This is a genomic window from Pseudomonas vranovensis, assembly GCF_040438935.1.
In the GTDB taxonomy this organism is placed as follows: domain Bacteria; phylum Pseudomonadota; class Gammaproteobacteria; order Pseudomonadales; family Pseudomonadaceae; genus Aquipseudomonas; species Aquipseudomonas vranovensis.
Map to the genome: position 1 here is coordinate 2,183,206 of NZ_CP159259.1, position 24,990 is coordinate 2,208,195.

At 62.1% G+C, this 24,990-nt stretch carries 17 protein-coding genes; 12 read left to right on the forward strand and 5 right to left on the reverse strand.

Annotated elements, in window-relative coordinates; translation table 11 throughout:
* Positions 1-176 precede the first annotated feature (176 nt).
* The 7 genes from ABVN19_RS10090 (at position 177) to ABVN19_RS10120 (ending at position 12,406) form a co-directional block, all read left to right on the forward strand.
* A complete protein-coding gene (locus tag ABVN19_RS10090; RefSeq protein ID WP_105642735.1) occupies positions 177-1,523 on the forward strand; it encodes a hypothetical protein in 1,347 nt (448 codons plus the stop codon).
* Positions 1,524-1,558: 35 nt separating this feature from the next.
* Positions 1,559-3,790 (forward strand): Ig-like domain-containing protein, encoded by a 2,232-nt coding sequence (locus ABVN19_RS10095; protein ID WP_028946279.1) that lies wholly within the window; start codon positions 1,559-1,561, stop codon positions 3,788-3,790.
* A 24-nt stretch (positions 3,791-3,814) separates the two neighbouring features.
* Entirely contained in the window at positions 3,815-4,282 is a 468-nt protein-coding gene (locus tag ABVN19_RS10100; protein WP_028946280.1) for a curlin, read from the forward strand.
* Between the two features lie 16 nt (positions 4,283-4,298).
* A complete protein-coding gene (locus ABVN19_RS10105) occupies positions 4,299-5,756 on the forward strand; it encodes a curlin (protein ID WP_105642734.1) in 1,458 nt (485 codons plus the stop codon).
* A 266-nt stretch (positions 5,757-6,022) separates the two neighbouring features.
* Positions 6,023-8,269, forward strand: coding sequence for a FepA family TonB-dependent siderophore receptor (locus ABVN19_RS10110; protein WP_028946282.1), 2,247 nt, complete (start codon positions 6,023-6,025; stop codon positions 8,267-8,269).
* 236 nt (positions 8,270-8,505) lie between these two features.
* Positions 8,506-9,117 (forward strand): response regulator transcription factor, encoded by a 612-nt coding sequence (locus ABVN19_RS10115; RefSeq protein WP_028946283.1) that lies wholly within the window; start codon positions 8,506-8,508, stop codon positions 9,115-9,117.
* A 7-nt stretch (positions 9,118-9,124) separates the two neighbouring features.
* Positions 9,125-12,406 (forward strand): transporter substrate-binding domain-containing protein, encoded by a 3,282-nt coding sequence (locus ABVN19_RS10120; protein WP_028946284.1) that lies wholly within the window; start codon positions 9,125-9,127, stop codon positions 12,404-12,406.
* A gap of 6 nt (positions 12,407-12,412) precedes the next feature.
* Here ABVN19_RS10120 and ABVN19_RS10125 read toward each other — a convergent pair whose 3' ends face one another.
* On the reverse strand, positions 12,413-13,732 hold the full coding sequence (locus ABVN19_RS10125) for a PAS domain-containing methyl-accepting chemotaxis protein (RefSeq protein WP_105642751.1): 1,320 nt from the start codon (positions 13,730-13,732) through the stop codon (positions 12,413-12,415).
* Between the two features lie 102 nt (positions 13,733-13,834).
* On the reverse strand, positions 13,835-14,854 hold the full coding sequence (locus ABVN19_RS10130; protein WP_105642733.1) for a LacI family DNA-binding transcriptional regulator: 1,020 nt from the start codon (positions 14,852-14,854) through the stop codon (positions 13,835-13,837).
* Between the two features lie 207 nt (positions 14,855-15,061).
* Here ABVN19_RS10130 and ABVN19_RS10135 point away from each other — a divergent pair, with 207 nt between their 5' ends.
* Both ABVN19_RS10135 and ABVN19_RS10140 read left to right on the forward strand, forming a co-directional pair.
* A complete protein-coding gene (locus ABVN19_RS10135) occupies positions 15,062-15,601 on the forward strand; it encodes a gluconokinase (RefSeq protein WP_105642732.1) in 540 nt (179 codons plus the stop codon).
* Positions 15,602-15,698: 97 nt separating this feature from the next.
* Positions 15,699-17,051: a GntP family permease gene (locus tag ABVN19_RS10140; protein WP_028946288.1), complete on the forward strand. Its 1,353-nt coding sequence runs from the start codon at positions 15,699-15,701 to the stop codon at positions 17,049-17,051.
* Between the two features lie 43 nt (positions 17,052-17,094).
* Here the strand turns inward: ABVN19_RS10140 and yiaY are convergent, their stop codons facing one another.
* From yiaY to ABVN19_RS10155, 3 genes are all read right to left on the reverse strand, one after another.
* Positions 17,095-18,243, reverse strand: a complete 1,149-nt coding sequence (gene yiaY, locus ABVN19_RS10145; RefSeq protein ID WP_028946289.1) for an L-threonine dehydrogenase — start codon at positions 18,241-18,243, stop codon at positions 17,095-17,097.
* Between the two features lie 82 nt (positions 18,244-18,325).
* Positions 18,326-19,888, reverse strand: coding sequence for a threonine ammonia-lyase, biosynthetic (gene ilvA, locus ABVN19_RS10150; RefSeq protein ID WP_105642731.1), 1,563 nt, complete (start codon positions 19,886-19,888; stop codon positions 18,326-18,328).
* Positions 19,889-20,067: 179 nt separating this feature from the next.
* The gene (locus tag ABVN19_RS10155) at positions 20,068-20,496 is read right to left on the reverse strand and encodes a PACE efflux transporter (RefSeq protein WP_028946291.1); all 429 of its coding nucleotides are present in this window, start codon (positions 20,494-20,496) and stop codon (positions 20,068-20,070) included.
* Between the two features lie 97 nt (positions 20,497-20,593).
* Between ABVN19_RS10155 and ABVN19_RS10160 the strand changes: the two genes are divergently transcribed.
* The 3 genes from ABVN19_RS10160 to nrfB all read left to right on the forward strand — a co-directional run bounded on the left by ABVN19_RS10160 (position 20,594) and on the right by nrfB (position 24,948).
* Positions 20,594-21,505 (forward strand): LysR substrate-binding domain-containing protein, encoded by a 912-nt coding sequence (locus ABVN19_RS10160; RefSeq protein ID WP_105642730.1) that lies wholly within the window; start codon positions 20,594-20,596, stop codon positions 21,503-21,505.
* Between the two features lie 117 nt (positions 21,506-21,622).
* Complete coding sequence (gene wecB, locus ABVN19_RS10165) at positions 21,623-22,777, forward strand: UDP-N-acetylglucosamine 2-epimerase (non-hydrolyzing) (RefSeq protein ID WP_028946292.1); 1,155 nt, start codon at positions 21,623-21,625, stop codon at positions 22,775-22,777.
* Entirely contained in the window at positions 22,774-24,948 is a 2,175-nt protein-coding gene (nrfB, locus tag ABVN19_RS10170; RefSeq protein ID WP_105642729.1) for a cyclic di-3',5'-guanylate-activated glycosyltransferase NrfB, read from the forward strand. The genes wecB and nrfB overlap by 4 nt, the downstream gene beginning before the upstream one ends.
* Positions 24,949-24,990: the final 42 nt, after the last annotated feature.

The window sequence follows — 24,990 nt, forward strand, 5'->3', positions numbered from 1 at the left end:
GTTCCCCCAATCGCCCCCAACCCTGGGTCATCGGCCCCGGCGCTGCAGCGTCGAAAACGCCTTCGAATGCCCCGCAGGCCTTGCGCCAGGCGTGTTTGACAATTCTGGTACGGAAGTTGCCGAGCTTCGTGCAGACGACCCAAGTCCTATGGGCCCGATTGCAAGAGGGAAGACTCATGCACCGTCCAACGCCCCACCCGCTGGCTTTGCTGATCATGGCAAGCCTGATCCAGGCACCCGCCCAGGCCGCGCTGTATGAAGTAGACCCCGGGCCCTACCTCCCCGCAACCGGCGGTTTCGCCGCCTGGTATCAGGACACCCACGGTCGAGTTCTCGACCTGTGCCTGACCAAGGCCGTCAGTTCACGGGTTGGCGGCGCCCCCGGCGCCCCATCGTACATGTGTGTGCTCAACCCGGCACCCGGGGTGTTCGATGACACCCAGCCGATCAGCTTTCCCACCAACTACCCCGATGAAACCTTCTGGTTCACCGCCGATGCCGCGATTGTCGATGCTGCCCGCGGCATAGACCTGAGCTACGGCACCGCTATCGAAGCGGCGTTTGCCGCCGAGGAAGTAAAAGAAGGCGAGCAAGTCAGCTTCGCCCGGGTCCGTATCCGCGTCGATGTACCGACCGCAGGTACCTACATCGTCACCCACCCGTATGGCGTCGAAGTCTTCGACGTACCGGCAGCGGGACGCCGGGCGATCAACATGACTCGCGACATTGGCATCGGCTCGCCGAAAACCTATACCGGTGCTCTCAAGGGCGATGTCGGTCCGTTCCTGCGTGGCGTCGGTGGCCCTTACACCGAGACCAACCCGGCCACTGGTGCCAGCGAGCGCTTCATTGGCGACCCGAACCTGGAGGAAGCCGTCACCGGCAGCCCGTTCAACACCAACTTCGTGCGCATTGAAGGGCCCAACGGCATCGACTTGCGCACCGAGCTGTTTTCGGTATCCGGCAAACTGTCGGAGGTGATTCGACCCACCCCGGTCATCGCCCAGCGCAGCACCTACTCGCGCCACAGTGAAAACGGCGATCTGCGCGCCCAGCAGGATGTCTTCGTGCTAGCCCCACCACCTCCCGGTACCGCCACGCTGATCAGCCAGACCCCGAACCTGACGCTCACCGAAGCCAACAGCACCGGTGCCTGGTACGGCCAGTCCGCCTTGAACCCTGCCCTGCCGCTGAACCTGCAAGTGACCGCCGACAACCAACTGGCGATCCCCAGCAGCACTCCCACCACCCTGACGATGCCGCTGACTGACCTTGTAGTGATCCAGCGCGCCGAGTTCAGCCTGAACGGCGGGCAATTGACCCTGGTCGCCTCGACCAGTGATGAAACCAGCCCGCCAGTGCTCACCGCCACCACTGGCAATGGCGCCCCGATCGGCACCTTGAGCGGCAATGGCGCGGTCAAGACCCTTACCACCGGGCTTTCGCCTCTCCCGCCAGCCAGGGTCACGGTGACCAGCGGCAATGGCGGTAGCGACAGCGAAGAAGTGGTGCTCGTGCCATGAACATCATCTCGCCACGTCCCGTAGCAGGAGGCACCATGAACAACTGGCCACGCCTGGCGCTCTGCGCAGCCGGGCTTTCCCTCTCGCTGGCCGGCACTGCCTGGGCCGGCCTCAAGGCGGTCGATCCCGGCCCCTACACCCTGGCCACCGGGCGTTACCCGATGTGGTACCAGGACCACGACAACCTGTCGCTGGAGCTCTGCCAATCCAGGGCCGCGAGCTCTCGCTTGCCGGTCTCGGTGCCACCAAACTACATGTGTACGTTGCTACCGGAACCCGGCGTGTACGACGATAACCTGCCCCTGGTGTTCCCGGACAACTGGCCGCCAGAGATGTTCTGGTTCCTGGCTGAAACCGAGATCCCTGCGGTAGGCAACAGTGGCTATGAGCTGGATGTCTACGTCGCCGGTATCGAGGCGGCATTCGCCAGCGAAAACCCGATTGATGGCGACCAGCAGAGCTTTGCCCGGATCCGCCTGCGGGTCTCGGTGCCCGTGGCCGGCACCTACGTGATCACCCACCCCTACGGCAAGGAAACGGTCAATGTCACCACCCCGGGCCGGCGGGCAATCAACATCACCCGGGATATCGGCATCGGCGCACCGGGCGACTTCAGCGGCGTGCTCAACGGCGCCGTCGGACCGTTCCTGCGCGGCGTCGGTGGTCCTTATACCGAGATCAACCCCGACACCGGCGCGACTGAAACCTACATTGGCGACCCGAACCTGACCGAGCGGATCACCGGTAGCCCGTTCAACACCAACTTTGTGAGTATCGAGGGCCCGCCCGGCATCATTCGGACCGAACTGTTCACGGTTTCCGGCAAAGTGCTCGATCCTCGCGCGCAGGTGGCGGCGGAGCTGGAGCGTGCCAGCTACCATCGCAATGCCGCGGGCACCCGTGTCGAGATATTCGCCAAGGCACCCAACAACGCCACCCTGTGCTTCCGCCAGACCCTGGCGCTGGTACCCGGCACCCCGCCTTCGCCATGCCAGTTCAACCTGCTGAGCGACCACAACGGGCTGTTCTTCGCCGATCACCTGAGCAGCGCAGCACCACCACCTGTGATCGTCGTCACGGCCACCGACCCTACCGGCGCCAAGCGCCCTACGGCTTTGTCGAGAAAGCTCGCCGACGTGGTCAAGGTGCAGACTGCCCGCTATGACTGGGCCAATAAGCGCCTGCGGATCGAGGCCAGTTCCAGCGACGAAGTACAGGTCCCCGACCTGGTTGCCCAGGGCTACGGTCGCCTGTCCAAGTCCGGCACGCTGCAGACCCTCACCGTCAATGACGTGGCCCAGCCGCCTTCGCACGTGACGATCAAGTCCGCCGCCGGTGGCAGTGACACCGAACCCGTGGTGATCGTCGGCAATGCACCGGTGGAAGCCGACAACCAGGCGCCACTGGCACAAGCCGACATCGGCAGCACGACCTTCGGTGTTCCGCTGACTCTGACTCTGCTGGCCAACGACAGCGATCCGGACGGCGACGTGCCGCTGACCATCAGCGACCTCACTCAACCGGCCAGTGACCAAGGCACTGTCGCTTTGAGTGGCAGCACTGCAGTGATCTATACCCCACCGGCGGTAGTCAATGCGCCCATGGTTGCGACCTTCACCTACCGTGCCCAGGACAAAAAAGGGCTGAAGTCCGAAGTAACCACGGTGACCGTCAACGTCGCCCCCAACCAGGCGCCAACAGCCGTCAACGACACGGCTGCCACCCTGGGTGTGACGCTGCCGATCAACGTGCTGCTCAACGACACCGATCCGGAAGGCAACGGGCCACTGACCGTCGCCAGCGTGAGCCAGCCGGCCGGTGGACGCGGCAGTGTGAGCACCGATGGCAACCTGGTCACCTACACCCCACCGGCCACCATCACGGCAGCCTTCACGACCACCTTCACCTACGTCGCCCGGGACAGCCTCGGCGCCCTGTCGGCACCGGCCACCGTCACCGTGCAGGTCTCGCCACGGCCAGCAGCGGAAACTTTCGCCGTAACCGCCGCGACCGTCACCGCGCGTTCCAACAACCGCTTCAACTGGGACCTCTCCGGCACTTCCTCGGTGACGACCGGCAACACCATCACCGTGCAGGTCACCACCCCGACCGGGCTGGTCACCCTGGGCAGTACCACCGTGCCGCTGACCGGGCGCTGGCGGTTGACGGTGAGCAACAGCACCACGGTGGTTCCGACCGCAGCACCGACGGCGACCATCCGCAGTAGCCAGGGCACCGTTCGTACCGTGCCGGTCACCGTGCAGTAACCCGCGGCAACAGGAGATACGACCATGGCGCGCCTGACCACCCTGCTGATGTGCCTGACCTTGATCGGTCAGGCCGCCCTGGCCGATGACCTGATGGACAACGCCGACCTCGCCGTTGGCGGTGATCTGGGCGAACCGCTGTCGATGCAGCCACTGCCCGCTGGGCAGCAGGCACTAATAGACCAGAACGGCCAGTCCAACCGCGCCGCCATCGGCCAGGACGGTCAGGCCCTTCTGGGCCGCATCGTCCAGTCCGGCGGGGCACAGGAGGCGTACATCCTGCAGCAAGGCAGTGACCTGATGGCAACCATTACCCAGCAAGGTTACGGCAACGACGCTTCGATCACCCAGAGCGGCAGTAACAACCGCGCCCAGATCGAGCAATACGGAAATAGCAACAGTGCCAGCATCGTCCAGGCCGGTACGGGGCTCTCAAGCTCCGTGATCCAGGCCGGTAGCGGGCAGCACGTGCAAGTCAATCAATACCGTTAAACCTGGAGGCAACACCATGTTCAAGCTCGCTCCCCTAAGCGCCGCCATTGTTCTGGCCCTTGCCGGCCAGGTCATGGCTGACAACAGCCAGTCTACCCAGAACCAGACCGGTACCGAAAACATCGCCGAGGTCAAACAGACAGCGGCGGCCATGAGCACAACCACCCAGAACCAGATAGGCCTGGGCAACAACCACATGACGGTGCAGGAAGGAGGCAACAGCAGCATCAACCAAAGCACCGTGGGCGACTACAACGCAGGCTATGCCGAGCAACTGTTCGAGTTTGGCAGCCAGATCAATCAGCAGTCGGCCGGGGCGTTGAACAACACCCATGCCAGCCAGTCCCTGGGCACCGAGAACCAGGCCCTGCAGACCCAGGAAGGCAACGGCAACTTCTCGTTCGTCTACCAGGACACCCAGACCAGCAGCCAGGCCACCACGCTGCAATACGGCAACGACAACCGTGCCTTCGCCGAGCAACTGAACCCCACCATGGTCACCAGCGGCATCAACAGTGCGCTGGTCATCCAGAACGGCACCAACAACTACGCCGCCGCCGAACACATCACCCACAACAGCGGTCAGGTCGGCATCTACCAGACCGGCGACGACAACTGGGCCTATGGCGACCAGCGCGAAGGCCAGGGGGGCACCGTGGCTATCACCCAGATCGGCACGGCCAACTCCACGGAAGTCTGGCAGGACACCCAGGCCAACAGCCAGGCGACCGTCACTCAGATCGGCCAGACCAACGAAGGCGTGATGGACCAAAGCTTTGGTGACAACAACGTGGCCAGCATCTTTCAGGTTGGCGATCTGAACGCCATCTATGCCGACCAGTTTGAATCGATGGGATCGCTTGCAACCCTGGTGCAGTCCGGTAGCGGCAACGTCAGCTACACCTACCAGACCGGCGACAACCATGTGTTGTCGGTGACGTCCTCGGGCACAGGCAACAAGGTGCTGGCCAGCAACTGGAAAGGTGACAAATCCGGTGGCCAGTTCGGCAGCAACCAGCGCGCCGAAATCAACCAGGCCGGCACCGGCAACAGCGCCAACCTGACCCAGAAGGACATGAACCAGTTGGCACGTCTTAACCAGAACGGCACCGGAAACACCGCCGAACTGACCCAGGCCGAGACCAATAACGAGCTGTATTTCGAGCAGAACGGCAGCGACAACCTGTTGATCGCCGATCAGCGCGGCAGCGAAAACTACGCCTCAGGCACCAGCATTGGCGCGAGCAACAACATCAAACTGGACCAGTCCGGCAGCGGCAACCAGAGCTACACCTGGCAGCTGTATGGCGACAACAACAAAGCCACCATCACCCAGACCGATGGCGTCAATGTTGCTTTCGTGACCCAGGGTGGCTCGGGTAACCAGGCCATGGTCGATCAGAGTGGTGCGAGCATGACCGCAACCGTGCAGCAGTTCGGTACCGGCAACCAGGCGACGGTGCTGCAGCAGTAAGTGCTTCACGGGGCAGGCCCGTTCCCACATTGCCCCGCCATGGACAACCGCGCGTTTTCCCGCTTGGCCGCTACCACCGATGGGGGTGATAGCGGTCCTTTTTCTTTGCGCTCCCGCCACAACTCGCAGACCAGAGCCTCGCCTTAATATTTTATTTTTTTCCTGACACCTTTACTTGCGAATGATAATCCATATCATTCTCGACCTTCCGAGAGCCCTGGCCTTTTGCCAGCCCCGCTCACCTTAGGTACCAGGAGAGATCTGACATGGCGTCGCGCTTCACATTCTGCCCCTTGAGTCTTGCCGTGCTGGCAACACTGGGCACTACTTCCCTTACCGCTGCTCCCCTGCCCCTGGATCACGGCGAAGTCCAGGTCCAGCCCACCGACCTGCCGGTCGCTGGCAGCCGCCAGGCCATTGAATTGGAGAACACCCGGGTACTGGGCACGGCCGAGGAGGAACTCAAGCAAGCACCCGGGGTGTCGATCATCACGGCCGAAGACATCAAGAAGCGCCCGCCGGTCAACGACCTGTCCGACATCATTCGCCGCGAACCAGGGGTGAACCTCACCGGCAACAGCAGCAGCGGCGCCCGCGGCAACAACCGCCAGATCGACCTGCGCGGCATGGGGCCGGAAAACACCCTGGTCCTGATCGATGGCAAACCCTCCACCTCGCGCAATGCCGTGCGCTATGGCTGGAGTGGCGACCGCGACACCCGCGGCGAAACCAACTGGGTACCGGCCGAAGAAGTCGAGCGCATCGAGATCCTGCGCGGCCCGGCGGCGGCGCGCTACGGCTCCGGCGCCATGGGCGGCGTGGTGAACATCATCACCAAGCGCCCGACCCAGGATTATCGTGGTTCGATGACCGTCTACAGCGTGTTCCCCGAAGACGACGCCGAAGGCATGGGCAAGCGGGCCAACTTCAGCCTCAGCGGACCGATCACCGACGACGTGATCTTTCGCGTCTACGGCAGCCTGAACAAGACCGACGCCGACGACATGAAGATCAACAGCGACCACCAGGCCTTCGAGGAGTCGTTGATGGCCGGCCGCGAAGGCGTGCGCAACAAGGACGTCAATGGTCTGGTGAGCTGGAAGATCGACCCGTCCAACACTGTCGACCTCGAGTCCAGCTACAGCCGCCAGGGCAACATCTTTGCCGGCGACACCATGCTCAACGCCGGTGGCGAGTTCGTCGAAAGCCAGGTGGGCAAGGAAACCAACGTGATGCAGCGTTCAAGTTTCGCCGGCACCCATCGCGGTGACTATGACTGGGGCACCAGCACCGCATCGCTCTCCTATGACCTGACCCGCAACGAACGACTCAACGAAGGCCTGGCCGGATGGGGCGAAGGCGCCCCCTCTGACGGCGCCGGTCGCTTCGAGTCGCGCCTTCGCAACACTCGCGCCACTGGCGAGGTCAACCTGCCGCTGAGCGCAGGGTTCGAACAAGTCCTGACCCTGGGTGGCGAATACCTCTACGAGTCGCTCAACGATCCAGGCTCCCTGCGCCCGCAAAGTTATGACCCAGGCAGCGAGCTGTCGGGCTTTGACCGCACCCAGACCAAGAGCACCGCACACAGCTACGCCCTGTACACCGAAGACAACATTGAGGTCGGCAGCAGCACCATCGTTACGCCCGGGTTGCGCTACGATCACCACGAAGACTTTGGCGGTAACTGGAGCCCGAGCCTGAACGCCTCGCACCAGATCACCGAGGCGCTGAGCATCAAGGGCGGTATCGCGCGCGCCTACAAGACCCCGAACATGTACCAGTCCAACCCCAACTACCTGCTCTACAGCCGTGGCGGCGGCTGCAACTCCAGCGAACTCAACAACGGTGGCTGCTACTTGTTGGGCAACGCCGACCTGGACCCGGAAACCAGCGTCAACAAAGAACTGGGCCTGGCCTACGACAAAGGTACCTGGCGCACCAGTGCGACCTACTTCCGCAACGACTACAAGAACAAGATCGAGGCCGGCAACCAGACGTTGTTCCGGCTGCCCAACGGGCGCCGCATCCTGCGCTGGGAAAACACCGACAAGGCGGTGGTAGAGGGTGTGGAAGGCAACCTGTTCATCGCCCTGAGCCCAAGCCTGGATTGGAACACCAACTTCACCTACATGATCGAGTCCGAAGACAAGAAGACCGGTGAACCGCTGAGCATCATTCCCGAGTACACCGTCAACACCACGCTCGACTGGAATGCCACCGAAAAGCTCTCGTTCCAGCTCAACGGCACCTATTACGGCAAGCAAGAGCCGCCCAGCTACAACGCCCGCGCCAACGAGGCCCTGGACAAGCGCGTACAGAAAGAAGTCGACCCCTATGGCCTGGTGGGGATCAGCAGTGGCTATGAATTCAACAAGCACCTGAGCGTGCGGGTGGGCGTGAACAACCTGTTCGACAAGCGCCTGTATCGCGAAGGCAACTCCGATGAGGCTGGCGCACTGACGTACAACGAACCTGGTCGCGCTTACTACGCCTCTTTTACCACCTCATTCTGAGGTCCTACACCAGGCCGGCGCTAAAACGTCGGCCTGCACCCCTAGATTTATCGTTTTAGCATCAATAGTTTGTAGGAATACTCTCAGTTTTCGCCCGTTTTAATCCACGCCAGCACACTTCCTATACTATCGCTCCTTGATTCGACATATCGTGAGTGCCCTTCCGGCTATAACCAGATTTTCCTTCCTGAACGACTCGGGAATTAGCCCCACAGACCCGATTATGGAGTTGCACAATGACCTCGGTGTTGATTGTTGAGGATCATGCGATAGTTCGCTATGCGTTGATTACCTTGCTCGAACGCGATCGCCATCAGATCGTCGGTGAAACCGCCGATGGCTCCAACGCCGTAGCGTTGGCGCGCAAGCATTGCCCAGAAGTAGTGATACTTGACCTTGGCCTGAAAAAAATGGACGGCCTGAGCGTGCTCAGAAGTTTACGCACCCTCGCCCCGCCACCCCGGGTGCTGGTGCTCACCGCCCAGCCCCCTGACCTGTTTGCGCGACGCTGCCTGGATGCCGGTGCCTCGGCGTTCGTGTCCAAGGACAACGACCTGACGGCAGTCACCTTCGCCATGGACGCGATACTCAAGGGCTATTCACTGTTCCCTGACCTGTCGAACTTTCGCAGCCCGCTCAAGAGCGAAGCGGAACGCCTGGCCAAACTGTCTGACCAGGAGTTGAACGTTCTGCGGCTATTGGCGCGGGGAGAGTCGAACAACGAGATTGCCGAGCGCATGCTCCTGAGCGCGAAGACCATCAGCACCTACAAGACCCGGATCATGGAGAAGCTGGAAGTCAGCTCGCTGGTAGCCTTGTTCGAATTGTCCAGGCGCAACGCGCTCTGAATCGCCCATGCACCTGCTGACTGTATTGCTGCTCGGCAGTTTGCTTGCCTTTTCGCCGTCCCCCTCCCTTGCCTCGAATACTGGCGAACTCCGCCAGTTACTCGCACGCTCGGTCAGCAGCAGCGTTGCGCCGATCCTCTCGCCTGAAGACCGACGCTGGCTGAGCAACAGGCAGCGGTTACGCCTGGGCACGTCATCGCCGGACTACCCCCCCTTCGATATCAATGTCAGTGACAACGAGTATGAGGGGCTGACGGCCGACTTCGCCGGGCTCATCAGCGAGCTCCTGGGTGTTCCCATCGAGGTTCGCCGTTATGCCAGTCGTGACCTGGCCATTGCTGCCCTGCAGGCAGGGCAGATCGACCTGCTGGGCAGTGCCAATGGCTTCGAGGCGGCGCACGCGCAACTGGTGCTCAGCCACCCCTACACCGACGACCAGCCAGTGATCGTGACGGCCGCCGGCAAGCGACTACCTGTCGACGCCCCCCTCAACGGCTTGCGCCTGGCCATGGTCAATCACTATCTGCCCAGCCACACCATCCATGACCTGTATCCCCAGGCCAGGCTGCAATTGTACAACTCGGTGCAGGCAGGCCTTTCAGCCGTCGCTCTGGGGCAGGCCGATGCGTTCCTCGGCGATGCAGTCAGCAGTGACTACCTGATTACCCGCAACTACCTGGGTAGCGTGCAGGTGGATCACTTCATCAAGAACACCCGCGGGGGGTTCGCCCTTGCCATGCCCCGCGATGACACCACCTTGCAACGCCTGGTGAACCTCGCCCTGAGCAGTATCAGCGACAGCGAGCGCTTGAACATCCTGCGTCGCTGGACCAGCGGCAGTGCCAGGGTGCTGCTCGATCGCAGAACACTTGACCTCGATGCCGTCGAGCGCGCCTGGATCGAGCAGCATCCTGTCGTGCGGGTCGCTTTCAACAAATATTTTGCGCCCTTGAGCTTCTATGACGACAACCAGCAATTTCGCGGCATCACTGCCGACGTGCTGGAGCAGGTCGGCCTGCGTACAGGGTTGAAGTTCGACATCCTGCATGTGGACTCGCTGGCAGACCTGGTCGCTCGGGTTGAACACGGCAGCGCAGATATTGCCGCCGCACTTGCGCCCAGCCAGGCACGCAAAGCGGCATTGCGCTTCAGCCGCCCCTACATGGTCAGCCCGCGCGTGCTGGTAACGCGCAACAGTCCTGATGCGATACAGAGCGCTGAGCAACTCAAAGGCAAACGCCTGGCGTTGCTACGTGGGCACCCCCTGAAAACCGAATTGCAGGCCCAGTTCGCTCCCATCACCCTGGTCGAAGTCGACGACCCGTTGACCCTGATGGAATATGTAGTGGCAGGCAAAGTCGACGCCGCCTTGGCGTCACAGCTCAATGCCGCCTACTTCATCAGCCGGATGTTCAAGGGCCACCTGCACATCGCCACAATCCTCAGTGACCAGCCGGGCGCTGCAGCCTTCGCCGTCGCCCACGATGCCACTGTGCTGCACTCGATCCTCAACAAAGCCCTGCTCAGCATCGCGCCGGACGATATGGCCAAGCTGACCGGCCGCTGGCGAACCAATGCACTGATCAGCGACAGCCCCTGGTACAACTACCGCAAGCTGGTGGCGATGATTGTGCTGGGTGCCGGCGTGTTGATCAGCGCTGTGATTATCTGGAACCGCTACCTGCGCAAAGTACTCGAAGCACGCAGTGCAGCCGAACAGGCCTTGCAGCAAGAACTGGGCTTCAGTCGGCAATTGCTTGAACAATTGCGCGTGACCAAGGACCAGGCTGAAGATGCCAACCGGGCAAAAAGCACCTTCCTGGCCACCATGAGTCATGAAATCCGTACGCCCATGAACGCTGTCATTGGTCTACTGGAGCTGGCGATCAAGGAGGCCGAGCACGGGCAGGCGGACCGCGAATCGCTGCAGGTCGCCTATACGTCGGCCAACGGTTTGCTGGAGCTGATTGGCGACGTCCTGGATATCGCGCGCATCGAGGCCGGGCACATGACCCTTGCGCCCCAGGCAACGGATCTGCACGCCTTGGTCAATGGCACCGTTCGCGTATTCGAGGGCATTGCCCGGCTCAAGGGGCTGCACCTTGGCACTGATCTACATAGCGTCGGGCAAGCGGTGGCGGTCGATCCCGTGCGTCTCAGGCAGGTCCTTTCCAATCTGCTCAGCAATGCGCTCAAGTTCACTGAGCACGGCAGCGTCACGGTGGGCATGCGACTCGATGAGGACCAACCCGGACACCTGGGTGTCACCTTGTGGGTCGAGGACACCGGTATCGGGATCAACGCCGAAGATCAGCAACGGTTGTTTCACAATTTTTCCCAGGTCGGGCCTCAACCCACTCGACAGGGGGCCGGCCTGGGGCTGGTGATCAGCCGCACCTTGTGCCAACTCATGGGGGGGGACCTGCAGTTGTACAGCAAGGAAGGCCAGGGCACGCGCATGCAGGTCAGCCTCTTGCTGCCCGTGGCCGAGACCACACAGTGCCCGCTGCCTGAACCCTTGTCGCGCCCCCTCCAGACACCCCGGCAATCGATCCTGGTCGTCGACGACTACCCGGCCAATCTCATGTTGCTGGAACGGCAATTGAGCGTGCTGGGCCATGAAGTCGATCAGGCGCAAGACGGCCAGCAAGCGCTGGCGCTGTGGCAAGCGCAGCCGTTTGATGTGCTTATCACCGACTGCAATATGCCGGTCATGGATGGTCACCAACTGACGCGGCGCATCCGCCTGCTTGAGCAGCAGTTGCAGCGTCCTGCCTGCCTGATCCTCGGGCTGACGGCCAATGCCCAGGCCGAAGAGCGCCAGCGTTGCCTGGACAGCGGCATGAATGACTGCCTGTTCAAACCTATCAGCCTGAACGAACTGCGCCGTCACCTTTATTCGGCTATCGCCCCTCTGCCACCGGCCGCTGCGCAGCTTGACGAGCACGCCAGTGGCTTTGATGTCGACAACCTCAAGTACCTGACCCTGGGTGATCCGGCGCTGGTGGAGCGCCTGCTGAATGAGCTGGCCCAAAGCAACCGTGAAGACCTCAAGGCCCTGCATGCCCTGGGGCCACAGCCTTCACGCCAGGCCATCCGTGCCTTCGCCCACCGGATCAAAGGCGGGGCCAAACTGCTCAAGGCCCCGGGGGTGGTACGCCACAGCGAGGCACTTGAGCAGGCCTGTGTGGGTGGCGCGGCAAACGATCAGCTGTACACGATGCTCGCCACCCTGGAAAAAAGCCTGCTGGCACTGGACACGCAACTGAAACAGGGCATCTCGGCCTGAGCGTCCTCAATGCAGCTGTAAGGTCGAGTTGATCTGACTGATGGCATCGACCACATGTTGCGATCCCTGCTGAATTTCCAGGATCACCTCGCCGGCTTCATTCGCCAGCTCTACTCCCAGGCCTGTCCGGCTCAAGCTGGACTGCATGCTGGCCACCGCAGTCAGCGACAGGTCGTGGTTCTGCCGCACCACTTCGACAATGTCCAGGGTGGCCTTGCTGGTTCGCGCCGCCAGGCTGCGCACTTCGTCGGCGACTACGGCAAAGCCGCGCCCGTGCTCGCCCGCCCGGGCGGCCTCGATGGCGGCATTGAGGGCGAGCAGGTTGGTCTGGTCGGCAATGCCGCGGATCGTCTGGACGATCTGGCCGATCAGCTCCGACTGTTTACTGACGGCATCAATGCTGCGGGCTGCGGCATTGAGGTTCTGGGAGATTTCCTCGATCACTTGTACCGTCTGCCGTACGACCTGCGACCCCTTTCGCGCACAAGCATCATTTTGTACCGACGTGGCATGGGCGGCTTCGGCGGCTGTTTGCTGGGTACTGACCTGCGAGGTGATGTCACTGGCGAACTTGACCACCTTTTGCAGCCGACCACGGGCATCGAAGATCGGATTATAGGAAGCTTCCAGATAGACCATCTGCCCGAGCTTGTTGACTCGTTCGAAGCGATGCGAATGGTATTCGCCACGGTTGAGCGAAGCCCAGAAGGCTTTGTAGGACGCCGACTCGCTTTCGCTCTTGTGGCAGAACAGGCTGTGATGCTGGCCGACGACTTCGTCGTGGCGGTAATGCATGGTATCGAGAAAATTCTGGTTGGCCTTGACCACCCGGCCTTCGGGGGTGAATTCGATCACCGCCATGGAACGGCTTATAGCCTTGATCAGGCTTTCATTCTCATGATCGCGCAGCACCCGCTGCGTGATATCGCAGGCCACCTTGATCACGCTGGTCACCTGCTGGCTCGGCCCTATTACCGGCATGTAGCTGGCTTCCAGCCAGACTTCCTGGCCCTTGCGATTGAGGCGCATGAACGTCCCGCTGACCGCCTCGCCCCGCCCCAGGTCGCGCCAGAGTTTTCGATAGTCCTCGCTGCTGGCGTAGTCCTGCTCGCAGAAAATCCGATGGTGCTTGCCGCAGATCTCTTCAAGGCGGTAGCCCATCGCCTTGCAGAAGTTGTCGTTGGCCTCGACGATCACCCCGTCAGGGCTGAACTCGATCATCGCCATGGAGCGACTTATAGCGGCCAGTTTGGCGTTGATCCCGGCCATTGCCCGGGTGCATTGCTCGATTTCAGCCAGATCGGACTTACGATGAAAATCAAACATCGGACTACCCTCCACGCTCAGGATGTTGCTGAGCATAGATAAACCTTTGCGCCGTGCAAGCACTCTGACATCACCCTCACCATCGGGAGTAGGTGGGGGTTTTCAACTGCTTTCGCGCACCACCAGCTCGAAGCCCAGGTCCTGGTTGTGCACGGCCGCGCGCTTGCCGTCGAGCAGCCCCAGCAATGCCTGGGCAGCGCAGCGACCAATGGCGGCGCGTGGGGTACGGATCGAGGTCAGGCGCGGGACCATGTGTGCCGAGGCCGGCAAGTCGTTGAAGCCGACCATCGCCACCTCCTGCGGCACCATGATCCCCAGGCGCAGTGCCTGGAGAATCGCGCCCTGGGCCAAGTCGTCGTTGCAGAAGAAGATGCCGTCGACATCCGGGTGTTGCGCCAGCAACTGACTGAACAGCTCCCCGCCCAGGCCGATGGATGAAGGTTGCGGCGACAGCACCTGCAGCTCATCGGCGAATCGCCCAGCGGCGACCAGCGCCTGGCGAAAACCTTCGGCCCGCTGCATAACCCGTGGATCCAACTGCGCCGCGATAAAGCCCGGGCGCTGGCAACCGCGCTCAAGCAAATGGCGCGCGGCAGCAGCGCCGGCCTGTTGCTGGGAAAACCCCACCGACATGCCCTGGGCCTCGACACCCAGCTCCATCATGTGAACGCAAGGCACGCCACTGGCGCTGAGCATCTGCTTGGCCGACTCGCTGCGGTCAAAACCGGTGAGCAGCATGCCGCGAGGCTGATAGGCGAGGTAGTTGCGGATCAGGTTCTCTTCTTCGGCGATATCGTAGTGATAGTTACCGATCAGCACTTCCAGGCCACGGGGCCGCATGACCTCGTGGATAGCCTCCAGGGTCTCGATGAACAACTGGTTGGACAACGAGGGAATCAGCACCACGATCGACTCGCTCTGGGCCGAGGCCAGCGCCCGCGCGGCAGGGTTGGCCACATAGCCCAGGGCCGTGGCTGCCTGCTTGACCTTTTCCACCAGCTCCGGGGCAACCGTGCTGACGCCGCGCAAGGCGCGGGAGGCGGTGATCGGGGAAACCCCGGAAAGCCTGGCCACTTCAGCCAGGGTGGGACGACCGGTAGTACGGGAGCCGATGCGGGTCATGGGGAGGTTTTATTTTCGACTTGCAAAGAATAGGGAACGGGCACTAAGGTAGCGCTGTCTCAGATCAACGGCAATGCATAACTGCAGGACGCCTGAAATGAGCACCCAGACTGCTTGTACAAAATCAATAACATCTGGGTGGGAAGCGCCCGTGGCGACTGACGCCTCGACCAAAGATAGCGCTATCTCACTCCGCAGGAGGTACCGATGAACCCACCCCTGTCCGCAATCGTGGTAATGGGCGTAGCTGGCTGCGGCAAGAGCTCCGTCGGTGCCGCCATTGCCGGCCAAAGCGGCGGCCGCCTGATCGAAGGCGATGCCTTCCACCCTGCTGCCAATATCACCAAGATGAGCGCCGGCATTCCCCTGGACGACGACGACCGTGCCGGTTGGTTGATCCGCCTGGGTGAAGAACTGCAGGCCACCCTGAAGGCCGGCGAACGCCCCATCCTCACTTGTTCGGCGCTGAAAAGACGCTACCGCGATGCCCTGCGCCATGCCGTACCAGACCTGGGCTTTGTCTTTCTCGACCTCACGCCTGAAGAAGCCAGCCGCCGGGTGCTTGCCCGCCCCGGTCACTTCATGCCGGCCAGCCTGATCGACAGCCAGTTCGCCGCCCTTGAACGCCCCGACGGCGAAGCCCTGACCCTGCCCCTGGATGCCACCCTGCCGGTAGACCAGCTCGCCATACGGGTAGACCTGTGGCTAAAGCCCTGCGGTGAACCGGTACTGGCGCGAACGGCCTGACCTGGCAGTTTTCCGGCTCACCAAAGATAGCGCTATCTCGCGTCGTAAATGCTGCAAATGCTCCGCCCACAACAATGACAAGACGAGGCACTGAACCATGTTCGGTTTGGCAACTGATACCTACTTGCTGCTCGATGCAGTGGTCACCATCATCGGCCTGGTGCTGCTGATCACACACTTCAAAGTCCACCCTTTTGTCGCCCTGACCCTGGCTGCCGGCTTTCTCGGCCTGACTTCGGGCATGCCGGTGGCCAAGGTGATGAAGTCGTTCCAGGACGGCTTCGGTGGTGTACTGGGATTCGTCGGCATCGTCCTGGCCCTGGGCACCATGCTGGGCAAGCTGATGGCCGACTCCGGTGGTGCCGACCAGATCGCCCAGACGCTGATCCGCGCCTTCGGCAAACAGAAAGTGCATTGGGCCATGATGTTTGCCGCCTTCCTGGTTGGCATTCCGCTGTTCTTCGAGATCGGTTTCGTGCTGTTGATCCCGCTGGTGTTCATCGTCGCTCGGCGCTCGGGTGTGTCGCTGATCAAGATTGGCATCCCGCTGCTGGCCGGTCTGTCGGTCGTGCATGGGCTGGTACCGCCGCATCCGGGACCGCTGCTGGCCATCGGCATCTTCAATGCCGATATCGGCAAGACCATCTTCTATGGCCTAATCGTCGCCCTGCCCACTGCCATCATTGCAGGGCCCCTGTATGGCAACTTCATCTCCCGCTACATTCCCGGTTCGCCCTCGCAGGAACTGATGGACCAGATCGCCCGGGAGTCGGAGCAGAAAAACCTGCCCAGTTTCACCGTGACCCTGATCACCGTGCTGTTGCCGGTGTTCCTGATGCTGCTGAAAACCTTCGCTGACGTGGTGCTGCCAGCCGAGCACATCGTGCGCCAGTGGATGGACCTGATCGGCCACCCGATCACCGCCCTGCTCGCCGCCTTGCTGCTGGCCTTCTATACCTTTGGCGCGGCCAGGGGCTTTTCCCGCCAGCAGATCATGAAACTGCTCGACCAGAGCCTGGCGCCGACCGCTGCTATCGTGCTGATCGTTGGCGCCGGGGGTGGTTTCAAGCAGATGCTGGTGGATACCGGGGTAGGCAATGTCATCGGCCAGATGGCGGTGCATGCACAGATTTCGCCGATCATGCTGGCGTGGCTGGTGGCGGCGGTAATTCGCATTGCCACAGGCTCGGCGACGGTGGCAACCATCACCGGGGCCGGCATCGTGGCACCGGTGATCGGCATGATCCCGGGGGTCAACCGTGAATTGCTGGTGCTGGCAACCGGCGCGGGCTCGTTGATTCTGTCGCACGTCAACGATGCCGGCTTCTGGCTGGTGAAACAGTACTTCAACATGACCGTGGCCGAGACGTTCAAGACCTGGAGCATGATGGAGACCATCCTGTCGGTGGTCGGCATCATCTTCATCATGTTGTTGTCATTGGTGGTTTGAGGCATTTTCGCGGGGCGACGTCTCGACTCGCCCCGCGATGTACTTAAAAGGCCGCCTTGAAAATCGCCTCGATCTCTTCCTGGCTGGCCGGGCGCGGATTGGTCAACCCACAGGCATCCTTCAGCGCGTTGCTGGCCAGCGTCGGCACATCCCCTTCACGCACCCCCAATAGCGCCAGGCCGACCGGAATATCGATAGCCCGCGACAGGCTCTCGATGGCGGCAATCGCCGCGTCACTGCCCTGCTCCGCACTCATGCCGCTGACATCCACCCCCATTGCCTTGGCCACATCACGCAGGCGCGCAGCGCTGACCTTGGCGTTGAAGCGCTGCACATGCGGCAGCAGCACCGCGTTGCACACGCCATGAGGCAAGTCATAGAAGCCGCCGAGTTGGTGCGCCATGGCATGCACATAACCCAACGAGGCATTGTTGAAGGCCATGCCGGCCAGGAACTGGGCATACGCCATGTTCTCGCGCGCCTGCAGATCGCTGCCTTCGGCCACGGCCTGGCGCAGGTTGTCGCTGATCAGCTCAATGGCCTTGATCGCACAGGCATCGGTAATCGGGGTCGCCGCCGTGGACACATACGCCTCGATGGCATGGGTCAGCGCATCCATCCCCGTCGCAGCCGTCAGGCCCTTGGGCATGGCCGCCATCAGCGCCGGGTCGTTCACCGACAACAGCGGCGTGACGTTGCGGTCGACAATGGCCATTTTCACGTGGCGGGCTTCGTCGGTGATGATGCAGAAGCGGGTCATTTCACTGGCCGTACCGGCAGTGGTGTTGATCGCTATCAGCGGCAGTTGCGGTTTGACCGAGCGGTCGACGCCTTCGTAGTCGCTGATGTGCCCGCCATTGGTAGCGCACAGGGCGATGCCCTTGGCGCAGTCATGGGGCGAGCCGCCGCCCAGGGAGATCACGCAATCGCAACGCTCACGTTGCAGTTGTGCCAGGCCCTGTTCGACGTTGGCGATGCTGGGGTTGGGTTTGGCGCCATCGAAAATCGACGAATCGATGTCGCGCACGGCCAACAACTCGGCAATGCGTGTAGCGACACCGGCCTTGGCCAGGCCAGTGTCGGTAACGATCAACGCCTTGCGCAGCCCATAGCCGGCTATGGCGGCCATCGCTTCGTCCAGGCAATCAATGCCCATGATGTTGACGGCGGGGATGAAGAACGTGCTGCTCATGGCGAAACCCTCGTGCAATATTCCATTGCCTTCAGGATCCGCCTGTCTGGCCAGCCCCGTGTTGATCTGGGGCAAGCCTCGTTCAGCCCAGGAACAACCGGTAGGCCGGGTTGTCGGTTTCGTCCCAGTAGCGATAACCCATGTCGTCGAGTGCGTGTGGCAGGCCAGCCTGCTCCTCCTCAGGCACCTCCAGGGCAGCGAACACCCGCGCTTCGGCCGCGCCATGGTTGCGGTAGTGGAACAGGCTGATGTTCCAGCGCTTGCCCAGGCGCTCCAGGAAGCCCAGCAACGCCCCCGGCCGCTCGGGAAACTCAAAGCGCATCACCCGCTCATTGGCACCAGGGCCGGCATGCCCGCCAACGGTATGACGCACGTGCAACTTGGCCAGTTCGTTGTCGGTCAGGTCCAGCACGCTGTAGCCCTGCTCGCGCAGGTTGGCCAGCAACTGTTCACGAGGGTCGTTAAGCGGATGGGTCTGCACGCCGACAAACAGCCGCGCCTCCTTGCCGGGGTAGTAGCGATAGTTGAACTCGGTGATCTGGCGCTTGCCCAGCGCCTGGCAGAAAGCGCGAAAGCTGCCGGGCTGCTCGGGGATCGTCACGGCGATGATCGCTTCGCGCTGTTCGCCCAGCTCGGCGCGCTCGGCCACATGGCGCAAGCGGTCGAAGTTGACGTTGGCGCCAGAATCGATGGCCACCAGGGTCAGGCCACTGACTTGCTCGCGGGCCACGTACTTCTTGATCCCGGCCACCGCCAGTGCCCCCGACGGCTCGGTGATCGACCGGGTGTCGTCGTAGATATCCTTGATCGCCGCACACAGTTCATCGTTGCTGACCGTGATCACTTCATCCACGTAGTGGCGGCACAGCTCGAAGCAATGGGCGCCAATTTGCGCCACCGCCACGCCTTCGGCAAAGCTGCCGACCTGCGGCAGCACTACTCGCTCGCCTGTTGCCATGGCTGCTTGCAGGCAGTTGGAATCCTGGGGCTCGACGCCGATCACCTTGACCTGCGGGCGCAAGTACTTGACGTAGGCGGCGATGCCAGCGATCAACCCGCCGCCGCCCACCGGCACGAAGATCGCATCCAGTGCGCCGGGCTGCTGGCGCAGGATCTCCATGGCCACCGTACCTTGACCGGCAATCACGTCCGGGTCGTCGAACGGTGGGACGAAGGTCGCGCCTTCACTGTCGGCAAGTTTCAGAGCATGGGCCAGCGCATGAGGAAAACTGTCGCCGTGCAGCACCACCTCACCACCGCGCGATCGCACGCCGTTCACTTTCAATTCCGGGGTGGTGGTTGGCATCACGATGGTTGCGCGCATGCCCAGCTCACGGGCAGCGAGGGCTACGCCCTGAGCGTGATTGCCGGCTGAAGCTGTGACAACCCCGCGCTCGCGCTGGACCGGGCTCAGGCGGCTGAGGCGGTTGTAGGCCCCGCGGATCTTGAATGAAAACGTCGGCTGAAGGTCTTCACGCTTGAGCAGCACCTGGTTCCCCAGGGCCTGGGACAACGCCGGAGCAGGCTGCAATGGCGTCTCGATCGCCAGGTCGTACACCGGCGCGGCAAGAATGCGCCGCACGTAGTCGGACAGCAGATTCAGCGACGCGGACGGTGTGCGAGGGCTAACGGCAAGGCTGGTCATCGGTGACTCCTGGTTTTTTCAAAGTGCCCAGGAGAGAGAGAAAGAACCCGCCTCCAGGGCGGGTTCTGTGCAAGTGCCAGCTAGCCCGCCAAACTGATAATGGCGGTAATAATGCTGTGCTGAGGCGACTGCAGGAATGTATTCATGGCAGGGAAACTAGCCCAGCTGTACAGCCAAAGTCAAGCGGGCTCTCGCGCCGACTCCGGCACATCGAACACTCGGTCGAAGCCCCACTGGAATGCAAAGGCATAGACGAAGAAAAACAGGAACAGCGCAAGGTTGGTCAACAACGCCGCCCACAGGCTGATCTGCAACCAGTACGCAACCACTGGCAACAGGATCAGCACCATCCCGCCCTCAAAGCCCAGTGCATGCACGAATCGCCGCCACAGGGTGCGACGCCGTTGCGCCTGGCGCGCTTCCCAATACTCGAAGATCCAGTTGTAGAACATGTTCCAGCCCAGGGCCACGGCTGAGAGGATCAGCGAGAGCACCGTTGAATGCGCCATGTCCGTATCAAACGCCCAGGACAGCGCCGGCGCCACGCACATTACCGCGATGGCTTCATAAAGAATGGCCTGGACGGCCTTGCGCGCCTTGCCTTGCATGACGGGTTCCCCTCGACAGATGAGGCTCCACCCTAGCTGCGTTGAGGCTCGGGTTCAATTGAGCTAGATTGAGCCTCCCTCAATCAGGTTGAACGTCATGTTCGCCAAACTGCCCCTGACTGCCCTGCGCACCTTTGAAGCGGCGGCCCGCCTGGGTGGTTTCAAGGCCGCGGCCGATGAACTTGCGGTGACACCGGCAGCGGTCTCGCACCAGATCAAACAGTTGGAAACCCACCTGGGCCTGCTACTGTTCCAGCGCCGCGCCCAGCGCGTGGAACTCACCCGCGAAGGCGAGCAGCTGTACCGCCAGGTACACCAGTCCCTGGGCGACCTGCAACAAAGCCTCGCCGCCTTGCTTCCCGCTTGCGACCAGCAGCAACTCACCCTGACCACCACCGCGGCCTTCGCCAGCCTCTGGCTGATCCCGCGCCTGGGTGATTTTCATCGACGTCACAGCGACATCCAGGTCAAAGTGCAAACCAGCAACGCGCTCATTGACCTGCACCGCCACCGCAGCCTGGACCTGGCCCTGCGCGCCGAGTTCAACGCAGACCCGACGCTGTACCGGATGCCGCTGATGCCTGAGCATTTTGCCGTGTACACCCCACCTGGCTGGCAGGAGCCACCCGCCGACCAGCCGCTGGTGCTGATCGAAGCGCCGTGGGTATCGGCAAGCGGTGCAGCCATCGACTGGAGCCGTTGGTGCGAAATGGCGGGCAAACAGGCATGGCTGCAACGTGCCCGTTTCCATCACTACGACGACGAGCACCACGCCTTGCAGGCAGCCGCCGCAGGGCACGGGCCGGTGCTGGCGAGCAATGTGCTGGTGGCTGAAAGCCTGCGGTTTGGGGTGTTGCAGCCGTGGCGCCCGGACATTCAGTTGCCAGCGGCGCAATACAATGCAGTGTGCGTACCGGGTCAGGAGCGCCAGCCAGCAGTGCGTGCTTTTCTGGATTGGCTGTCGGGCCATCGCGGGGCAAAAAAACGCTCTACAACCTGCCTTCCTTGACGCCAGAAAACCGTCCAGGTGATTGGACAACCCCCCATTCTGCTGCTTGTATCTAAGTCCTACAGCACCGAAAGGTCGTACAACTTCGCACAACAGGATGGGACGAGGATCGCGACGATGGCCTACACAGTCATGATGGTTTTTGGCACACGCCCCGAAGCAATCAAGATGGCACCCCTGGCCCAGGTGCTGCGCCAATGGCCAGACGTCGAGCTGAACATCTGCTCCACCGGCCAGCACCGGGAAATGCTCCAGCAGGTGCTCAAGGACTTCGGCCTGAGTGTCGACGAAGACCTGCACGTGATGACCCAGAACCAGACCCTCAATGGCTTGTCGCAGCAATTGCTCGAGCAACTGGACGCCACTTACACCCGTATCAAGCCCGACATCGTCCTGGTCCACGGTGACACCACCACCAGTTTCATCGCCGCCCTCGCCGCCTTCAACCGGCAGATCCCGATCGGCCACGTCGAAGCCGGATTGCGTACTGGCAACCTCAAGGCACCCTGGCCCGAGGAAGCCAACCGGCGCCTGACGGGGGTGATCGCCGACCTGCACTTTCCGCCCACCAACCGTGCCCGCGACAACCTGCTGCGCGAAGGCGTGGTGCTGGAAAACATCGAAGTCACCGGCAATACCGTTATCGACGCGCTGCTGTGGATGCGCGAGTACCTGAACAAGAGCCATTGGCGGCCGGCCCCCGACTCGCCCCTGGCGCAACTGCGCGATGACCAGCGCATGGTGTTGATCACTGGCCATCGGCGGGAGAACTTCGGCCAGGGATTCGAGCGCATCTGCCTGGCCCTGGCAGAACTGGCCTTGCGTTACCCCGACGTGCAGTTCGTCTATCCCGTACACCTCAACCCACAGGTACAGAAAGCCGTGTACGGGTTGCTCTCGCACCAATCGAACATCCTTTTGATCGCCCCCCAGGACTACCAACATTTCGTCTGGCTGATGGACCGCGCCTACCTGATCCTCACCGACTCCGGGGGCGTCCAGGAAGAGGCGCCGGCACTGGGCAAGCCGCTGCTTGTGCTACGCAAAGTCACCGAGCGCCCCTCGGTACTCGAAGGCGGAACGGTGAAGCTGGTGGGCACCCTGACCGAACGAATCGTCAAAGAGACCAGCCTGCTGCTCGATGACGCCGACGTCTACAAACGCATGAGCCGGGTCTTCAGCCCCTACGGTGATGGCCATGCCAGTGAACGCATCGCTGAACGACTGAGCCGCTGGCTCGAGGAAAACGCTCGCGAGCGCGATGACTCATGAGCCTGGCGTTCATCGACTTCCTCACCTATGTACTGTTCGGCCTCAAACTACTGGCGATTGCCCTCGCAACGCTGATGTTCCTGCTCGGCCTGGACGACCTGTTCATTGATGTCGTCTATTGGGGCCGCAAGCTGGTCCGTCGCTTTCGCATCTACGACAAGTACGAGAAGGCCGACGAAAAGCGCCTGTTCGAGGTGCCGGAAAAGCCCCTGGCAATCATGGTCCCGGCCTGGAACGAGGTGGGCGTGGTGGGTGAAATGGCACGCCTGGCAGCTTCGACCCTCGACTACGAGAATTACCAGATTTTTGTCGGCACCTATCCCAACGACCCGCAAACCCAGGCCGATGTCGATGCCGTGTGCCTGCACTACCCCAACGTTCACAAAGTGGTATGCGCCCGCCCCGGCCCCACCAGCAAGGCTGACTGCCTGAACAACATCATCGATGCCATCCTGCGCTTTCAGAGCGATGCAAAGATCGAGTTCGCAGGTTTCATCCTGCATGACGCTGAAGACGTCATCTCGCCCATGGAACTGCGGCTCTACAACTACCTGCTCCCCAACAAGGACATGATCCAGATTCCGGTGTACCCCTTTGCGCCGGAATGGAAGGGCTTTACCGCCGGCCACTACGTCGATGAGTTCGCCGAGAACCACGGCAAGGACGTGATCGTGCGCGAAGCGCTCACTGGCCAGGTGCCCAGTGCCGGGGTCGGCACCTGCTTCAGCCGCCGGGCAATCAGTGCCCTGCTCGAAGACGGCGACGGCATTACCTTTGATGTTCAGAGCCTGACCGAAGACTACGACATCGGTTTTCGCCTCAAGCAAAAGGGCATGAAGTGCATCTTCGCCCGCTACTCCATGACCGACCCGCAACTGGCACTGGAACGTGACTGGCACTGGGGCATGAGCCGCGAATTCGCCCAGGTGATTTGCGTGCGCGAGCATTTCCCAAGGGACTGGCAGCACGCAATCCGGCAAAAATCGCGCTGGATCGTTGGCATTGTTTTCCAGGGCACCAGCAACCTGGGTTGGAGCCGCAAGGGCGCACTCAACTATTTCCTTTGGCGCGACCGCCGCGGCTTGATTGCCTACCTGCTGAGCTTTCTCGTCAACCTGCTGTTCCTGGTACTCCTGGCGATGTGGCTGGTCACCGTGGTCGCGCCCGACAGCTGGCGTTTCCAGTCGATCCTGGCCGACAGCCCGACTCTCACCCTGCTGCTTTGGCTCAACGGCCTGATGCTGATCAACCGCCTGTTCCAGCGGGGTTTCTTCGTCACCCGCTACTACGGGATTGTCGAAGGGTTGCTGTCGGCGCCGCGGATGATGTGGAGCAACTTCGTCAACTTCTTCGCCAACCTGCGGGCCTTGCGTCAAGTCATGGAGATGGGTGACTCGCGGCGCGTCGCCTGGGACAAGACCACCCACGAGTTTCCGGCCCTCACTACCCCCATGCGCACGCCCCTGGGCCAGCGTTTGATCGACAAGGGCCTGATTACCGAGGAGCAGTTGCAGGCGGCTGTCACCAACCCGGTACGCCGGCGCCTGGGCCGCGAGCTGCTGCTGCGCGGCCTGATCACCAGCGAGCAACTGGTGCAGACCCTGGCCGAACAACTCGACCTGCCCTGGGCGCCGCTCAATCCCTTCAAGATCGACCCCAGGCTGATCGCTCAAATGCCACGCAACCTGGCCGTACACTACGCCGTGCTGCCCGTGGCCGAAGAAGGCCCGACCCTGGTGCTGGCCAGCGAAAGCCCAGTCAGCCAGGTGTCGCTGGGCGTCATCAGCCGGCAGCTCAAACGCCCTGTCAGTTGCCGCCTGGCACCACAAGGACGGGTGACCCTCGGCCTGCGCTACCACTACCCGAGCCCCTGGCAGCACGAGGAAGTCCGGCACATGATCGCCGTCCTCGAACGCCATCAGGACGATGCCCGACTGCTCGAGCGGGTCTGCCATCACCAGATCAAACTGGGCACCCTGCTGCAGGTGCGCGGCACAGTGCCGGTGACCCTGTTCAACCAGGCCCTGATCGACTTCAACCCCGACACCATGACCCTGGGCGAGCACTTGATCGAACGCGGCATTATCACCGAAGCGGTACTGCAGGACGCGCTCGCCGAACAGGCCCGCGAACAGCGTGAAGCCTTTGAACTGACTCGGGAGGTGGCATGAACCTGCCTCCGCCACTGAAGGCCGCCTGCCTGCTGTTGTCGC

Bases quoted from the DNA above. Each gene is read 5' to 3' on its own strand.
- nrfB (WP_105642729.1), top strand. From the start codon at position 22,774: ATGAGCCTGGCGTTCATCGACTTCCTCACCTATGTACTGTTCGGCCTC.
- ABVN19_RS10115 (WP_028946283.1), top strand. From the start codon at position 8,506: ATGACCTCGGTGTTGATTGTTGAGGATCATGCGATAGTTCGCTATGCG.
- ABVN19_RS10140 (WP_028946288.1), top strand. From the start codon at position 15,699: ATGTTCGGTTTGGCAACTGATACCTACTTGCTGCTCGATGCAGTGGTC.
- ABVN19_RS10130 (WP_105642733.1), bottom strand. From the start codon at position 14,854: ATGACCCGCATCGGCTCCCGTACTACCGGTCGTCCCACCCTGGCTGAA.
- ABVN19_RS10125 (WP_105642751.1), bottom strand. From the start codon at position 13,732: ATGTTTGATTTTCATCGTAAGTCCGATCTGGCTGAAATCGAGCAATGC.
- ABVN19_RS10155 (WP_028946291.1), bottom strand. From the start codon at position 20,496: ATGCAAGGCAAGGCGCGCAAGGCCGTCCAGGCCATTCTTTATGAAGCC.
- ABVN19_RS10110 (WP_028946282.1), top strand. From the start codon at position 6,023: ATGGCGTCGCGCTTCACATTCTGCCCCTTGAGTCTTGCCGTGCTGGCA.
- ABVN19_RS10135 (WP_105642732.1), top strand. From the start codon at position 15,062: ATGAACCCACCCCTGTCCGCAATCGTGGTAATGGGCGTAGCTGGCTGC.
- ABVN19_RS10100 (WP_028946280.1), top strand. From the start codon at position 3,815: ATGGCGCGCCTGACCACCCTGCTGATGTGCCTGACCTTGATCGGTCAG.
- wecB (WP_028946292.1), top strand. From the start codon at position 21,623: ATGGCCTACACAGTCATGATGGTTTTTGGCACACGCCCCGAAGCAATC.
- ilvA (WP_105642731.1), bottom strand. From the start codon at position 19,888: ATGACCAGCCTTGCCGTTAGCCCTCGCACACCGTCCGCGTCGCTGAAT.
- yiaY (WP_028946289.1), bottom strand. From the start codon at position 18,243: ATGAGCAGCACGTTCTTCATCCCCGCCGTCAACATCATGGGCATTGAT.
- ABVN19_RS10160 (WP_105642730.1), top strand. From the start codon at position 20,594: ATGTTCGCCAAACTGCCCCTGACTGCCCTGCGCACCTTTGAAGCGGCG.
- ABVN19_RS10095 (WP_028946279.1), top strand. From the start codon at position 1,559: ATGAACAACTGGCCACGCCTGGCGCTCTGCGCAGCCGGGCTTTCCCTC.
- ABVN19_RS10090 (WP_105642735.1), top strand. From the start codon at position 177: ATGCACCGTCCAACGCCCCACCCGCTGGCTTTGCTGATCATGGCAAGC.
- ABVN19_RS10105 (WP_105642734.1), top strand. From the start codon at position 4,299: ATGTTCAAGCTCGCTCCCCTAAGCGCCGCCATTGTTCTGGCCCTTGCC.
- ABVN19_RS10120 (WP_028946284.1), top strand. From the start codon at position 9,125: ATGCACCTGCTGACTGTATTGCTGCTCGGCAGTTTGCTTGCCTTTTCG.